This window comes from Variovorax sp. LjRoot84 (assembly GCF_964254305.1).
Taxonomy (GTDB): Bacteria; Pseudomonadota; Gammaproteobacteria; order Burkholderiales; family Burkholderiaceae_C; genus Variovorax.
Genome location: NZ_CAXUTE020000001.1, coordinates 3,263,299 through 3,278,217, shown reverse-complemented (window position 1 = coordinate 3,278,217; position 14,919 = coordinate 3,263,299). Strand labels below are relative to the sequence as shown.

Genomic DNA, 14,919 nt, shown 5'->3' with positions numbered 1-14,919 from the left:
ATGCCGTTTCGTATCGCAACCTTCCTGATGGCCTCCTTGATCGGGGGCACTGCTGCCGCGGTGCCTTTCGGCTGGCGCTTTTTGTGGTTGGGCGCATGGCTCGGGGCGGTGCTGTGGCTCGTACTCGACGCCTGGCGCGCGCAGCAGCTGTTGCATGTGCTGCGCAACGATGCGACGGGCCTGCCGTCGCGCGGCCCCGGCGTCTGGGGCGAGCTGGCCGAACGCATCCGCAAGCTGCTGCGCACGCGGGAGCAGCAGGCCCGGCAGGCCGAAGACCGTCTGCAGGAGTTTCTGGCCGCGATCCAGGCTTCTCCCAACGGCGTGGTGCTGCTCGACGAACAGGGGCGCATCGAATGGTGCAACCAGACGGCTGCCGGGCAGTTCGGCATCGACGCCGATCGCGACCTGCTGCAGCACCTCGCGAACCTGGTGCGCGATCCGGCGTTCGTGGCCTATCTCGCCTCCTGGAACTACAGCCGCGACGTGGTGATCGACGCGCCGTCGCAAGTCGGAATGCATCGCGGCCATCCGGTCCGACTGTCGGTGCAGGTCCATCCCTATGCCGGCAATCGCCGCATGCTGCTCACGCGCGACATCACCTCGCTGGAGCAGGCTGAGGCCATGCGGCGCGATTTCGTCGCCAACGTCTCGCACGAGATCCGCACGCCGCTCACCGTGCTCGCCGGCTTCGTCGAGACCTTGCAGAACCTGCCGCTCGATGCCGAGGAGCGCGCCCGCTATCTGGCGCTCATGGGCCAGCAGTCGCACCGCATGGAGACACTGGTCAACGACCTGCTGACCCTGTCGCGCCTCGAAGGCAGCGCGGCGCCGCCGGCCACCCGCTGGACCCGCGTGCGGGCGCTGATGGCGCAGTGCGAGGACGAGGGCCGGGGCCTGTCGAGCCGGCTGGCATCGCAGGGCCATCGCCTGTCCTTCTCGGTGGAGGTCGATTCCGAGATCGCCGGCGCCCCGACCGAGCTGCAGAGCGCGATGTCGAACCTGCTGAGCAATGCCATCCGCTACACGCCCGGCGGCGGCGAGGTGGCGGTGAGCTGGCGCCTCTTGCCCGACGGCCGGGGCGAATACGCGGTGCGCGACAGCGGGCCGGGAATCGCGGCCGAGCACATTCCGCGGCTGACCGAGCGCTTCTACCGCATCGATCGCAGCCGCTCGCGCGAAACCGGCGGCACCGGGCTCGGCCTGGCGATCGTGAAGCACGTCGCGCAGCGCCATGGTGCCGAGCTGCGCATCGAGAGCGCGGTGGGCAAGGGCTCGCGCTTCGCGCTCGTGTTCCCGGTCACGCGCCTGCGGCAGGCGGCCGCGCTCAGCGCCGTCGCCTGAGCGTCGACCCGAGCAGCGCGAGAAACAGCGCCGCGGTGAGCGCCAGGGCCAGCGCGCTCATGAGCCAGAACGCCAGCGGCGACTGCATGGCGGGCCAGGGCCCGATGCCGCGATAGGCCAGCAGATAACTGCCGCCGAGCCCCACGCCCCAGAGCAGCGCGCAGTAGAGGACCAGCGGCATCACCGTGACCCGGTAACAGCGCAGCACGAAGACGCACAGCGTCTGCAGCGCATCCACGAAATGGTAGGCCGCCGTGGCCAGCAACAGCGTGGCGCCGAGCGCCACCACGGCGGGATTGCCGGAATAGACCTCGGACAATTGCCATCGCAGCGTTGCCATGGCCATTGCGAACAGCAGCGCGCAGACAACTGTCAGCTCGAAGCCTTTGACGCATGCGCGGCGCGCCAGCGCGGCGTCGCCGGCGCCCAGCCAAAAGCTCACGCGTGCGCTGGTGGCGATGGCGAGCGACAGGGGCACCATGTAGGCGACGGCCGTGAGATTCGACGCAATCTGGTGGGCCGCCGATGCGGCCGTGCCCAGGCGCGCGATGAACAGCGCCATCAGCGTGAAGGAGGTCACCTCGACCAGCACCGCCAGCCCAGCCGGGACGCCGAGCCGGGCGAACTGGCCGATCTGGCGCCAGTCGGGCGCCTCGATGCGCCGCCAGAAGCGGTACTCGCGGTAAAGGGGCTGGCTGCGCAGCAGCCAGATCGCGCAGGCGAGCATCGCCCAGTTCACCGCCAGCGTGGCCCAGCCGCAGCCCACCAGGCCCATCGCAGGCCAGCCGGCGCCGCCGAAGGTGAACCAGATCGACAGCGGCAGCTTCAGGCACAGCGAGCCCAGCTGCAGCCAAGTCACGAGCTGGGGCTTGCCCAGGCTCTGGTTCAGCGTGCTGAACAGGCGAAACAGCAGTGCCGGGGGCAGGGCGAAGGCGAGTACGCACAGGTAGGCTTCGACGTCGGCGCGCATGGCCAGCGGCACCTCGGCCCAGCGCAGCAGCGGTGTCGGGTACAGCAGCACCGCCATGCCGAGCACGATCGCGAGGCCGCACAGGTAGAGCGACTGCCGCACCGAGCGGCCGACCTCCGCCGTGCGCTGCGCGCCATGCAGCTCGGCCCACACCGGAAGCAGGGCCTGCAGCATGCCGATCAGCGAGACGAAGACGCTGATGAAGATCGCCGAGCCCACCGAGAGCGCCGCCAGCGCGCCTTCGGCATAGCGGCCGGCGACGATGGTGTCGGTGACGCCGAAAGCCATCACCGCCAGCTGGCCGACCAGCACGGTTGCGGCGTGCCGTGCGATCACCCGCCGTTCGCTCGTCAAGGATTGATTCTTTGGTAGAGCAGCAGGTCGTCGCTCGCGCTGGTCGGGCGGCGCAGCGTGCCGATGAAGCGCCAGCCTTCGAGGTTCACGATCTTGTGCAGGCGCCCGATCGCCTCCGGGCTCGCCAGCAGCCAGGGGCAGGTCTGGGACCCGGTCAGCGGCTGCAGGTTGAACTGGCCGTGATGGCGCAGCGCCGCGATGTGGGGCCGGCTCAGCGCGATCTCGGAGATGCATACCGGCTGGCCGACCCGTTCCGAAATGGCGCGCACCTGGGGCACATAGCTGCGCGCGTAGTCGAGCACCGGCAGCCACAGCGTCATCAGCAGCATCCAGCACAGCGCCGCGCCGCCGCCCGGCAGTACCAGCGTCTTCCAGAGTGCCGCCCGATGCCGGCCGGTACGCCAGCGGACGAGCCAGGCCCAGGCCAGCGTCGCGGCCAGTGCGAACACGAAGGCGACCGCCGAGAACTCGGGCACGAAGCCGGGCGCCAGTTTCGCCACGTTGGCTGCCGTCTTGGAGGGCACGCCGGTCTGCATCGCGACCCAGATCACCCAGATGATGATCGCCGAGCCGCTGAAGAAAAGCAGCGTGAACCAGTCGATCAGCGCCGCGACGCTGCGCCTGAAGGTCGGCAGTGCAAAGGCCGCCAGCGTCGCGAAGGCGGGCAAGGCCAGCAGCAGCGAGCGCTCGGAAAAACTGGTGGTCCAGGTCGCGGCCAGCGGCACCAGCGCAAACCACAAGGGCAGCGCGACATGGCGAGCCGTAAGCTGCCGGCGCCAGCGCCACAGCGTCCACAGCGCGAGCGGCCAGGCCGGCCAGGTGAACCACAGCAGCAGCTTGGCCTGGCTGCGCAGCTCGCCGAAGACGCTGGTTCCGGGCTGACTCCCTGGCAGTTCGATCTTCCATTGCAGAAGGCCCAGCCAGGCGGCCAGCAGCCCGGCCAACACCGTGGCGCCAAAGATCGACGCGATCGCGCCGGTGGAATACGTGGGCTCGTCGTCCGGCGTGGTCTCCGGGCCACGCCGGCGTTCGGCGGCGAGCAAGACCACGCAGCCGATGCCCAGCGCCAGCCCGACGGTCGGCCCGCCGCCCAGGGTCATGCCGACGCTGCCGATCACCAGCGCGATCAGGGGGCCGACACGGCGGTAGGGCAGCGCTGCGACGCCATAGAACAGGTGCGAGGTGAAGAAAAGCTGGGCCAGCGCAGGCGTGGTTTCATGCCCCAGCTGGGCGAGCCCGAGGCAGGCGATCAGCGCCAGCAGCGCACCGTCCGCGATGGCGCGCGCGTAGTCGGTGGGGCGCGCCTCGCCGCCGAAGGCAAAGGCCACCGGCTGCGCCTGCGTCGTGCGGGCGAGGTAGTAGACCGCATACCAGGTCGCCGTGAAAGTGCCCCAGAGCAGGAGGGCGAAGGCGATGCGCACTGCAAGGTCGGGATGCACCCATGACGGTGCGATCTTGATCGCCCAGGCGCCGATCCAGTAGGGGATCAGGGCGGGCGTCTCGGGCCGCAGCCCGAGCAGCATCGGGTCGAACCAGCGCGCCAGGCCCTCGGCGCTGCGCGCCAGTTCGGCCATGTAGCCGAAGGCGGCGATGTCGGCGCTCTTCCAGGGTCCGCGACCCAGCAGGCCGGGCATCAGGTAGGCCGCGCACAGCAGCAGCAGCGCAAGGCGCGGCAGGCGGCGTACGGCGCTCTGTGCAACGATCGCTGGCGTCGGCTGGTTCAACGGAGGGTGAAGTGGTTGGAAGGAAAGAAAAAGGGCAGCGCGGTAAACCGGGCTGCCCTCGACCTGGAAGTGCCTGCCTTACTTGGAGGCGGCGCCGGTGGTCTTGCCGAAGCGGTTGCGGAACTTCTCGACGCGGCCGCCCATGTTGTCGACCGACTTCTGCGTGCCGGTGTAGAAGGGGTGCGATTCGCTCGAGGTGTCGAGCTTGAAGAGAGGCAATTCGCGACCGTCCTTGGTCTTGCCCATTTCCTTGGTGTTCGCGCACGAACGGGTCACGAACTCGAAGCCGTTCGACAGGTCGACGAACAGAATTTCGCGGTAGTTCGGGTGAATGCCTTCTTTCATGATCTTTCCTTTGGTCGATGCGAGAGCCACGTGAAGTTCCGCTAAGAGTTCGGAAACTCCCCCGGCACGGCGCCGGGCTGCACTTTTCGCTAAGCCCATAATTATCGCATACTGGGCGTCCACAGTGCCAGACCCCCTTTTCCCATGAACTCCCGCCCCTTGCGCGCCGGCCTCGTCGGCTTTGGCTTCGCCGGCCAGACCTTTCATGCACCGGTTCTGTCGGCCGTTCCGGGCCTCCAGCTGGGCGCGGTGGCCAGTTCCCAGCCGCACAAGGTCCATGCCGATTGGCCCGGCGTCGACGTGGTGCCCGACGTGGCGGCCTTGCTGGGCCGCGCCGACATCGACCTGGTGGTGATCGCCGCGCCCAATGCGCAGCACCACCCGCTGGCCAGGGCGGCGCTTGCCGCGGGCAAGCATGTGGTGGTCGACAAGCCCTTCACGCTCGATGCGGCCCAGGCCCGCGAGCTGGCAGAACTGGCGCAGCGCAAGGGCCGCTTGCTGTCCGTCTACCAGAACCGCCGCTTCGATTCGGACTTCCTGACGCTGCAGGGGCTGCTTGCGAGCGGCGAGCTGGGCCGGCCGGTCTACTTCGAGTCGCACTTCGACCGCTTCCGGCCTCAGGTGCGCGAGCGCTGGCGCGAACAGCCGGTGCCGGGGGCGGGCCTGTGGGTGGATCTCGGTTCTCACCTGGTCGATCAAGCGGTTCGGCTCTTCGGCCGGCCCGACACGCTGCAACTCGACACCGCGGCGCTGCGCGACGGGGCGCTGGTCGAGGACTATTTCCATGCGGTGCTGCGCTACGAGAGTGGCGCGCCCGCGCCCTTGCGCGTCGTGCTGCACGCGACCACGCTGGCGGCCCATGCGGCGCCGCGCTACATCGTGCACGGTACGCGCGCCAGCTATGTCAAACGGGGGGTAGATCCGCAGGAGGATGCATTGCGAATCGGCGGACGTCCGGGCGGCGAAGGGTGGGGCGCAGATGCGCTCGTCGGCGAGCTCACCGTGCCGGCCGATGACGGCCATGCCATGACGCGCAAGGTACCGGCGCTGCCTGGAAACTATGTCGCCTACTACGCCGCGGTGCGCGACGCGATTCTGGGTCAGGGCCCGAACCCGGTGCCGCCCGAGCAGGCGGTCGAGCTCATGGAACTGCTCGACCTGGGCCGCCAGAGCGCCGCCGAAGGACGGGCCCTGGCGGTGGGCTGAAGGGGTTCAGCCGCCGCGACGCATCATGTCGAAGAACTCGACATTCGTTTTCGTCGCCTTCATGTTCTTCAGCATGAGCTCCATCGCCTCGATCTCGTCCATGTTGTACATGAGCTGGCGCAGGATACGGGTCTTCTGCAGGATTTCGGGCGGCAGCAGCAGTTCTTCGCGGCGGGTGCCGCTGCGGTTGAGCTGGATCGAGGGAAACACGCGCTTCTCGTAGAGGCGGCGATCCAGGTGGATTTCGGAGTTGCCGGTGCCCTTGAACTCTTCGAAGATCACTTCGTCCATGCGGCTGCCGGTATCGATCAGCGCGGTGCCGATGATGGTGAGCGAGCCGCCTTCCTCCACGTTGCGCGCTGCGCCGAGGAAACGCTTGGGACGCTGCAGCGCGTTGGAGTCCACGCCGCCGGTCAGCACCTTGCCCGACGAGGGCACGACGTTGTTGTAGGCGCGGGCGAGGCGGGTGATCGAGTCGAGCAGGATCACCACGTCCTTCTTGAGTTCGACCAGGCGCTTGGCGCGCTCGATCACCATCTCGGCCACGTGCACGTGGCGCGCAGCGGGCTCGTCGAAGGTCGAGGCGATGACCTCGCCCTTCACGGTGCGCTGCATCTCGGTCACTTCCTCGGGCCGCTCGTCGACGAGCAGCACCATCATGTGGACCTCGGGATAGTTGGCGCTGATCGCATGCGCGATGTGCTGCATCATGACCGTCTTGCCGCTCTTGGGCGGCGCCACCAGCAGCGCGCGCTGGCCTTTGCCGATCGGCGCAATGATGTCGATGATGCGGCCGGTGATGTTCTCTTCGCCCTTGAAGCCGTCGCGCTCGAGCCGCATCAGTTCCTTGGGGAACAGCGGCGTGAGGTTCTCGAACATCACCTTGTGCTTGTTCTGCTCGGGCAGGCCGTCGTTGACCTTGTCGAGCTTGGTCAGCGCGAAGTAGCGTTCGCCGTCCTTGGGCGTGCGCACCTCGCCTTCGATCATGTCGCCGGTGTGCAGGTTGAAGCGGCGCACCTGGCTCGGCGAGATGTAGATGTCGTCGGTGCTGGCCGTGAAGCTGGTGTCGGGGCTGCGCAGAAAGCCGAAGCCGTCGGGCAGGATCTCGAGCACGCCGTCGGCGAAAACCTGTTCGCCGGCCTTCGCGCGCTTCTTGATGATCGCGAACATCAGCTCCTGCTTGCGCATGCGGCCGACGTTTTCGATCTCAAGCGCTTCGGCCTGCTTGAGGACTTCGGACACGTGGAGTGCCTTGAGTTCGTTTAAGTGCATGGAATGACCCCGTGCGGGGAAATCTTGTCGGAAAGAACCAGGGGGGAGGTTTGAGGAGAGGCGAGAGATGCCTCACAAACCGGGGAACTCGAACCGGGTGCCTGGAAGGGCCGGTGATCTGCGAGGATTATGACAGGAAAAACGAGGCTGCCGGCGCATTGCGCGCGGGCAGCCGGGAATCAACGCTCAGGCGAGCTGCTGGTCGATGAAGGCGGTGAGCTGAGCCTTGCTCATCGCGCCGACCTTGGTCGCGGCCAGCTGGCCGTCCTTGAACAGCATCAGCGTGGGGATGCCGCGGATGCCGAACTTGGCGGGGATGTCGCGGTTCTCGTCCACGTTCATCTTGGCGACCTGCAGCTTGCCTTCGTAGGTGTTGGAGACCTCGTCGAGGATGGGCGCGATCATCTTGCAGGGGCCGCACCATTCGGCCCAGTAGTCCACCAGCACGGGCTTGCCGGACTTGAGCACGTCGGCTTCGAAAGAAGAGTCGGAGATGTGTTTGATGAGTTCGCTGGCCATGTGTGTGTCCTTCTGCGCTGAAAGTTTCGGTGCAGCTAAAGTGCGGGTCATTGTGACAGAAACCAAGTGCCGGCGTGGTCGGCGCGGACGCTATGGCCTCGATAGCCAAAGCCCTACACCAACATCCGATGCAGTCCTCTGAGCGCCACCCCGCGCACGTGCTTTGGTGCGACCCGGCCGATGGCCTCGTCGGCCGGATCGCGCGCATGCTGGCCGAGCGCGGATTGCATGCCGCGCGCACCGTGGTGCTGGTGCCCTACGCGCAATTGATGCAGGTGGCGCGCGCCATGTGGGCCGCGTGCGGCACGCCGGGCTTCGCACCGCGCTTCGAGACCACGCGCAACTGGGCGCGCAGCGCCGGGGGCTTCGTGCCCGCCGTGGACGACATCGCCTTCGACATGGCGCGCGACCTGCTCACGGCGCAGTCGCTGCTGTCCCGCGCGGGCTTTGCGGCATCGCGCATCGCGCTGGCGGGCCGACTGGTCGAGATCGCGCTGCAGCTCGCGCCGCTGGCCGCGGCCGAACATCCGGACGAACGCGCGGCCTGGGCCCAGCGCGTGCGCGGCGCCATCGATGCCGGCAGGGGCTCGGAGTGGTTCGACATCGAGAGCGCGTTGAACGGCATCGCGCTCGCCTGGGCTGCCAGCTCCGGTTATGCGACCGACGTGCTGCTGGGCGGCGGCGCGCTGGCCCAGGTCGACCAGTTGATCGTGCTCGACGGCCTGCAAAGCGATCCGCTCACGAACAAGCTCGCGGCGCTGTTCGGCGAGTCTGTGCTGCACCTTCCGCTGGCGACGCTGGATGCGCCCGCATGCACCGCGGCCCTCCATCGCGCGGCCGACCCCGAAGACGAGGCCCAGCGCGCCGCGGCCTGCGTGCTGCGCCACCTGGCCGAGGGGCGCGCGCCCGTGGCGCTGGTAGCCACCGACCGTGCGCTCACGCGCCGCATCAGCGCCCAGCTGGCCGCGCAGGGGGTAGCGCCGCGCGATGAAACCGGCTGGAAGCTTTCGACCACGCGCGCGGCTGCCACCCTGATGAGCGCTCTGCGCGCCTGCGCCCACGATGCCTCCAGCGACCAGGTGCTCGATTGGCTCAAGAGCGCCAGCGTCCTCGACGGCCGTTCGGTCCGGGCGCTGGAGGCGCGTCTGCGCGATCGCGGCATGCGTGATTGGCACAGCTGGTGCGCCTTCGTTGCGGCGAGCGAGAAGCCGCAGGACCTGGGCCTGCTGCCTTTCACAAACGACGTCGAAGCCCAACGCGCGGCGCTGGCTCGCACCCGACCGCTTGCCGAATGGCTCGCCTCCACGCGCGCGCTGCTCGAAGCCGGCGGCCAGTGGGCCGCGCTGCATGGCGACGTGGTCGGCATCGAAGTCATCGCGGCGCTCTATCTGGATGCCGACGAAGGGGAGATTCGCGGTGCGCGCTGCACCCTCGCAGAGTTCACCGCCTGGGTGCGCGACGTGCTCGAAGCCGCCAGCGTGCGCCTGCCGTCCGACGCGGATTCGCCGCAGGTTGTGGTCCTGCCGTTGCACCAGTTGCTGGGCCGCGCCTTCGGTGCCGTCGTGGTGCCGGGTTGCGACGACCAGCGCCTGCCCGCGTCGCCCGAGCCGCCGGGCGACTGGAATCCGGCGCAGCGCCTCGCGCTCGCGCTGTCGTCGCGCGAAGCGCTGGAGGCCGCCCAGCGCGCCGCGTGGGCCATTGCATTGCGTGCGCCGTACTGCGATCTGCTTTGGCGGCAGTTCGATGCCAGCGGCGAACCCGTGCGCCCCAGCGCGCTCGTGCAGATGCTGCATCTCGACCAGTCGGCGGCCGACGCCGATGACCCGCGCACGCCGGTGCAAGTGGCCGCGCGACCGACACCGCGGCCGCAGCCGCACGGCGATGCGCTCGTGCCCGCCACGCTGTCGTCGACGGCTTACGAGGATCTGCGCCGCTGCCCCTACCGTTTCTTTGCGCTGCGCCAGCTCGGCCTGCGCAGCAGCGACGAACTCGATGCGGAAGTCGACAAGCGCGATTTCGGCAACTGGTTGCACGCGGTGCTGGGCCATTTCCATGAGGCCTTGAAAGAAGCGCCGACCGCCGAGCTGCCCGCCAGGCTCGCGCTGATGGCCCTCGCGGAGCAGGAGGCGACGCGCGAATTCGGCCTCTCGGAGGCCGAGTTCCTTCCTTTCGCCGCGGCCTGGCCTGCGGTGCGCGACGGCTACCTGGCCTGGCTGGCCGGGCACGAGGCCGGCGAAGGCGCCGTGTTCGTCGAGGCCGAGCCGTGGAAGGAGGTTCCGCTGGGCAGCGTGAAACTGGTCGGCCGCCTCGACCGCGTCGATGCCACGCCCGATGGACGGGCCTTCGTGATCGACTACAAGACCGAGTCCGTCGACAAGACAAGGGATCGCGTCAAGGACCCGATCGAAGACACCCAGCTCGCCTTCTACGCCGCGCTCTTCCCCGACGACAGCCTGCGTGCCGCCTACGTCAACGTCGGCGAAAAAGCCTCCGGCACGCGCACCGTCGAGCAGACCGACGTGATCGCCGCGCGCGACGCGCTGGTGACCGGCGTGATGGACGACCTCGCACGCATCGGCCGCGGCGCCGCATTGCCCGCGCTCGGCGAAGGCACGGTCTGCGAACACTGCACGGCGCGCGGCCTGTGCCGCAAGGATTTCTGGGAGCTGGCGGGATGAGCATTGCCGCCTACGAACACAACGGCGCCCCCGTTGCGCGCGAACGTTTCTACGCGATCGCCTGCGACCCGCGCCGCTCGGTTGCGGTAGAGGCGTGCGCCGGCGCCGGCAAGACCTGGATGCTGGTATCGCGCATCCTGCGCGCCCTGCTAGAGGAAGGAGAGGGCGCCTGCGCGCCGCACGAGATCCTCGCGATCACCTTCACGAAGAAGGCGGCCGGCGAGATGCGCGAGCGGCTGGACCAATGGTTGGAGGCCTTTGCCGAATGTCCGCTGGAACAACTCGTGCCCGAGCTCGTGATGCGCGGCATGGACCGCGCGGCTGCCGAAGCCGGCGCACCGCGGCTCCAGGGGCTCTACCGCGAGCTGCTGTCGAGCGGCCGGCCGGTGCAGTTCCGCACCTTCCATGCCTGGTTCGCCGGCCTGTTGCGCAGCGCTCCGGTGGCGGTGCTCGAACGACTCCGGCTGCCGGCCAACTACCAGCTGCTCGAAGACGATGCCGAGGCGCGCGCGCGCGTTTGGCGCCCCTTCTTCTCGGTCGTGGCGGCGAACGCCGAGGCCTCCGCCGACTACCGCGCGCTGGTTGCGACGCACGGCCGTTCGCAGACCGCCAAGGCGCTCGACGATGCGCTCACGCGGCGCGTCGAATTCGCATTGGCCGACGCGCATCACGCGGTCGACGAGGCCGTGGTGCCGATGGGCGTGATGTATCCGGCGTTCGAGAGCACCGATTCGCCCGACGAGGTTCTGCTTCACGACCCGGCCTCTCGCAGCACACTGATGGCGGCTGCCCGCGCGCTGGGCCGCGCGAGCGCGCCGACCTTTTCGCAGAAGGGCGTCGAGCTCGAACAGGCGCTGACCGAGGGCCGCGCCGCAGGCGTGCTCTACGCGCTGCTCACCCACAAGGGCGAACCGCGCAAGTTCAGCGAGAAGCTCGCGGGCCTGGCGGAGGTGCGTGCGGCGCAGGAGCGCGCGCTGCAGTACTGCGCCGCACGGGCCCAGCACGCCGCCTGGCTGTACCAGCAGCGCATGGCACGGCTGACGCGGCTTCTGATCCGCTGCTTTGCCGAGGTCAAGGCCGCGCACGGCTGGGTCGACATGAACGACGTCGAGCAGGCCGCTCATCTGCTGCTCGGCAACTCGGAACTCTGGGGCTGGGTGCAGGAGCGCCTCGATGCGCGCGTGCGTCATCTGCTCGTCGACGAATTCCAGGACACCAATCCGCTGCAGTGGCAGGCGCTCCATGGCTGGCTCGGCAGCTATGCGGGGGCCGGCGGGCGGCGTCCCGGCGTGTTCATCGTCGGCGATCCGAAGCAGAGCATCTACCGTTTTCGCCGCGCCGAGCCGCAGGTGTTCATCGCGGCCAAGCAGTTCGTCCAGCAGGGCCTCGGCGGCGACCTGCTTAACTGCGACCACACGCACCGCAATGCGCAGGCTGTGGTCGGCCTGGTCAACGCGGTGATGACGGACGCGCAGCAGGCCGGCGAGTTCGGCGGCTTCCGCGACCACACGACCGAATCGCGCGTGTCCGGCGTGGTGCGCAAGCTGCCGCCGATCGCGCGGGACGCGGTGGCTTCCACCGATGAGGGCAACGGCCTCGACGAGCATGGCGCGCTGCAGTGGCGCGATAGCCTCGACACCCCGCGCGTGCTGCCGGAAGAGCGGCTGCTGCAGAAGGAATGCCAGCAGGCGGCCCGCTGGATCGCCGAGCGCATCGCGGGCGGGCTCGCACCCAGCAGCATCATGGTGCTGGCGCGCCGCCGCAGCCGGCTGGCCGTGCTGCAGGACGAACTGCGCAAGCTGCACATCGCGGTGCAGCAGCCCGAGAAGAACGAGCTCAACGACGCGCCCGAGGTGCAGGACATGGTGGCGTTGCTCGATGCGCTGGTCTCTCCGGACCACGACCTCTCGCTCGCACGCGCGCTGAAATCGCCGCTGTGGAGCATCGACGACGACGCCTTGGTGCAGCTGGCGCTGCGCCAGCGCGCCCGGCCCGCGAGCTGGTTCGAGCTGCTTCAGGCGCCCGACCTGCCCGAGCCGCTGGCCGGCATCGGTCCGCGCCTGCGGCAATGGCAGCAGTGGCTGGCCGCATTGCCGCCGCACGATGCGCTGAGCGCGATCTACCACGATGCCGACGTGCTGGCCAGGTTCGCAGCTGCTGCACCGGCCGCATTGCGCGCCGGGGTGCTGAGCAATCTGCGCGGCCTGGTGGCTGCATCGCTCGAACTCGACGGCGCGCGCTTCGCGACGCCCTATGCGCTGGTGCGCGCGCTGCGCGCCGGCGGTTTGCGTGCACCGTCGATCGCTGCGGCCGATGCGGTGCAGCTTCTCACGGTCCATGGCGCCAAGGGGCTTGAAGCCGAGCTCGTGCTGCTGCTCGACACCGACGCGGCCAGCCAGCGCGCGCAGACCATGGGCGTGCTCGTGAAATGGCCGGGCCACGCCGCGGCGCCCGAGCGCTTCGTGTTCGTCGCAAGCGAAAAGAATCCGCCGGCCTGCAGCGTGGACGACCTTGCAGAAGAACAGGCTGCCCGGCACCGCGAGGAGATCAACGCGCTCTACGTGGCGACCACGCGGGCGCGGACCGAGCTCGCGCTGTCGGCAGTGACGGCAGCGCGGCCGAATGCCCAGAGCTGGTGGGCGCGCCTGGAGTCACGTTGCGAGCCGATCGCCGACGTGTCGGGCGCAGTGCCCGTCGCTGCTCCGCGCGCGCCCGCCACTTTCGGCATGCTGAAGCTGCCTGCGCTGCCAACTGCAATGGCCGAGCGCACGCCATCCATCGAGCCCATGGTGCCGGCCGCCGACACGCGCGCCTCGGCGTTCGGCCAGGCCATGCACCGCCTGCTCGAATGGTCCCAGCCCGGCGCGCCGCTGCCGTCGGCGCATGTGCGCGCCGCGGGCCGCGAGTTCGGACTCGACGCCGCCGCTGCGCGTGCTGCGGCCACGATGGCGCAACGCATTCGTTCGGGCGCGGGCGCCTGGGCCTGGGACCCTGCGGCGCTCGACTGGCATGGCAACGAAATCACGCTGATCCACGGCGGGGAAACGCTGCGCATTGATCGCCTGGTGCAGCATCGCGAAAGCGGCACCTGGTGGGTGCTCGATTACAAATCCGCTGCCCGCCCGGAGCACGACGCTGCGCTGATCGCGCAGCTGCAGCGCTACCGCGAAGCGGTGCAGGGCGCCTATCCCGGCGAGACCGTGCGTGCGGCCTTCCTCACCGGGCGGGGCGAACTGGTGACCCTCGAATGACGCAAGAAGAAAAGAAGGTCGCCGTCGTCGGTGGCGGCCCGGCCGGGCTGATGGCGGCCGAAGTGCTGAGCGCGCAGGGCGTGGAAGTGCATCTCTACGACGCCATGCCCTCGGTCGGACGCAAGTTCCTGCTTGCGGGGCGCGGCGGCCTGAACCTCACGCACTCCGAGCCCTTCGACAGTTTTGCCGGCCGCTTCGGCGAGCGCCGCGCGCAGATCGAGCCGCTGCTGCGCAGCTTCGGCCCCGAACAGCTGCGCGAATGGGTCCACGGGCTCGGCATCGAAACCTTCGTCGGCACCTCGGGGCGCGTGTTTCCCACCGACATGAAGGCCGCGCCCTTGCTGCGCGCGTGGATGCATCGCCTGCGCGCGGCCGGCGTGCGTTTCCACATGCGCCATCGCTGGCTGGGCTGGCCCGACGCGGCGTCGCCGTCGACCGCGCTGCGCTTCGCGACGCCAGCCGGCGAGGTCGAGGTGCAGGCCGAAGCCGTGGTGCTGGCGCTCGGTGGTGCCAGCTGGTCTCGACTCGGCTCCGACGGCGCCTGGGTGCCGTGGATCAGCGAGCGCGGCGTGGCGGTGGCGCCGCTCGCGCCGGCCAATTGCGGCTTCGATGCCGTCTGGACCGCGCATTTCGCCGAGCGCTTTGCCGGCATGCCGTTCAAGTCGGTCGCGATCGCCTTCACCGATGCTCGCGGCCGCCGCTTTGCGCGCAAGGGCGAATTCGTCGCGACCGCCACCGGCGTCGAAGGCAGCCTGGTTTACGCGGCCTCCGCGTTGCTGCGCGACGAGATCGCAGCGCAGGGCAGCGCCACCTTGCTGCTCGACCTGCTGCCCGATCGCAGTGCCGAGCAGGTGCGCACCGCCGTGCTGCATCCGCGCGGAGCGCGTTCGCTCGCCAGCCATCTGAAGAGCCGGCTCGGTCTCGAGGGCATCAAGACCGGTGTGCTCCACGAAGTGCTCACGCGCGAGCAGATGCATTCGCCCGAGAAGCTGGCCGAGACGATCAAGGCGGTGCCGCTTCGTCTGCTTGCGACCAGACCGATCGATGAAGCGATCAGCACGGCGGGCGGCGTGCGCTTCGACGCGCTCGATGCCCACCTGATGGGCAGCGCGCTCCCCGGCGTGTTCTTCGCGGGCGAGATGCTCGACTGGGAAGCGCCGACCGGCGGCTACCTGCTCACTGCCTCGATGGCCAGCGGCGTGGCGGCGGCGCGCGGCGTGATGTCGTACCGGAATACGAAACTGAACACTTCCGATTGA

The 14,919-nt window shown here is 69.1% G+C and carries 10 protein-coding genes; 5 read left to right on the top strand and 5 right to left on the bottom strand.

Features of this window, described 5'->3' with window-relative positions:
- Positions 1 to 1,341, top strand: a complete 1,341-nt coding sequence (gene phoR / locus ACSQ9I_RS16415; RefSeq protein WP_436313781.1) for a phosphate regulon sensor histidine kinase PhoR — start codon at positions 1 to 3, stop codon at positions 1,339 to 1,341.
- On the opposite strand, the gene ACSQ9I_RS16410 is transcribed toward phoR, so the two are convergent.
- The 3 genes from ACSQ9I_RS16410 to ACSQ9I_RS16400 all read right to left on the bottom strand — a co-directional run bounded on the left by ACSQ9I_RS16410 (position 1,325) and on the right by ACSQ9I_RS16400 (position 4,734).
- The gene (locus ACSQ9I_RS16410; protein WP_436313780.1) at positions 1,325 to 2,665 is read right to left on the bottom strand and encodes an MATE family efflux transporter; all 1,341 of its coding nucleotides are present in this window, start codon (positions 2,663 to 2,665) and stop codon (positions 1,325 to 1,327) included. The two genes, phoR and ACSQ9I_RS16410, sit on opposite strands and share 17 nt — an antisense overlap.
- Positions 2,662 to 4,389, bottom strand: coding sequence for a hypothetical protein (locus ACSQ9I_RS16405; protein ID WP_436290197.1), 1,728 nt, complete (start codon positions 4,387 to 4,389; stop codon positions 2,662 to 2,664). The genes ACSQ9I_RS16410 and ACSQ9I_RS16405 overlap by 4 nt, the downstream gene beginning before the upstream one ends.
- Positions 4,390 to 4,467: 78 nt before the next feature.
- Entirely contained in the window at positions 4,468 to 4,734 is a 267-nt protein-coding gene (locus tag ACSQ9I_RS16400; protein WP_436290198.1) for a type B 50S ribosomal protein L31, read from the bottom strand.
- A gap of 144 nt (positions 4,735 to 4,878) precedes the next feature.
- On the opposite strand from ACSQ9I_RS16400, the gene ACSQ9I_RS16395 reads away from it, so the two are divergent.
- Positions 4,879 to 5,940, top strand: a complete 1,062-nt coding sequence (locus ACSQ9I_RS16395) for an oxidoreductase (RefSeq protein ID WP_436290199.1) — start codon at positions 4,879 to 4,881, stop codon at positions 5,938 to 5,940.
- Positions 5,941 to 5,946: 6 nt separating this feature from the next.
- Here ACSQ9I_RS16395 and rho read toward each other — a convergent pair whose 3' ends face one another.
- Positions 5,947 to 7,212: a transcription termination factor Rho gene (gene rho / locus ACSQ9I_RS16390; RefSeq protein ID WP_093108876.1), complete on the bottom strand. Its 1,266-nt coding sequence runs from the start codon at positions 7,210 to 7,212 to the stop codon at positions 5,947 to 5,949.
- A gap of 186 nt (positions 7,213 to 7,398) precedes the next feature.
- On the bottom strand, positions 7,399 to 7,731 hold the full coding sequence (gene trxA, locus ACSQ9I_RS16385; RefSeq protein WP_436304240.1) for a thioredoxin TrxA: 333 nt from the start codon (positions 7,729 to 7,731) through the stop codon (positions 7,399 to 7,401).
- A gap of 128 nt (positions 7,732 to 7,859) precedes the next feature.
- Between trxA and ACSQ9I_RS16380 the strand changes: the two genes are divergently transcribed.
- Genes ACSQ9I_RS16380 through ACSQ9I_RS16370 form a run of 3 tightly spaced genes read left to right on the top strand, consistent with a single transcriptional unit; the run spans position 7,860 to position 14,919 of the window.
- Positions 7,860 to 10,409: a PD-(D/E)XK nuclease family protein gene (locus tag ACSQ9I_RS16380; RefSeq protein WP_436304239.1), complete on the top strand. Its 2,550-nt coding sequence runs from the start codon at positions 7,860 to 7,862 to the stop codon at positions 10,407 to 10,409.
- The gene (locus tag ACSQ9I_RS16375; RefSeq protein ID WP_436313779.1) at positions 10,406 to 13,660 is read left to right on the top strand and encodes a UvrD-helicase domain-containing protein; all 3,255 of its coding nucleotides are present in this window, start codon (positions 10,406 to 10,408) and stop codon (positions 13,658 to 13,660) included. The genes ACSQ9I_RS16380 and ACSQ9I_RS16375 overlap by 4 nt, the downstream gene beginning before the upstream one ends.
- Positions 13,657 to 14,919, top strand: coding sequence for a TIGR03862 family flavoprotein (locus ACSQ9I_RS16370; protein ID WP_436290203.1), 1,263 nt, complete (start codon positions 13,657 to 13,659; stop codon positions 14,917 to 14,919). Before ACSQ9I_RS16375 ends, ACSQ9I_RS16370 begins: the two co-directional genes overlap by 4 nt.

What these genes read in the sequence shown, in the direction of transcription:
- phoR (WP_436313781.1), top strand. Translation starts at nt 1, where the DNA reads ATGCCGTTTCGTATCGCAACCTTCCTGATGGCCTCCTTGATCGGGGGC.
- ACSQ9I_RS16400 (WP_436290198.1), bottom strand. Translation starts at nt 4,734, where the DNA reads ATGAAAGAAGGCATTCACCCGAACTACCGCGAAATTCTGTTCGTCGAC.
- ACSQ9I_RS16395 (WP_436290199.1), top strand. Translation starts at nt 4,879, where the DNA reads ATGAACTCCCGCCCCTTGCGCGCCGGCCTCGTCGGCTTTGGCTTCGCC.
- rho (WP_093108876.1), bottom strand. Translation starts at nt 7,212, where the DNA reads ATGCACTTAAACGAACTCAAGGCACTCCACGTGTCCGAAGTCCTCAAG.
- trxA (WP_436304240.1), bottom strand. Translation starts at nt 7,731, where the DNA reads ATGGCCAGCGAACTCATCAAACACATCTCCGACTCTTCTTTCGAAGCC.
- ACSQ9I_RS16380 (WP_436304239.1), top strand. Translation starts at nt 7,860, where the DNA reads ATGCAGTCCTCTGAGCGCCACCCCGCGCACGTGCTTTGGTGCGACCCG.
- ACSQ9I_RS16375 (WP_436313779.1), top strand. Translation starts at nt 10,406, where the DNA reads ATGAGCATTGCCGCCTACGAACACAACGGCGCCCCCGTTGCGCGCGAA.
- ACSQ9I_RS16370 (WP_436290203.1), top strand. Translation starts at nt 13,657, where the DNA reads ATGACGCAAGAAGAAAAGAAGGTCGCCGTCGTCGGTGGCGGCCCGGCC.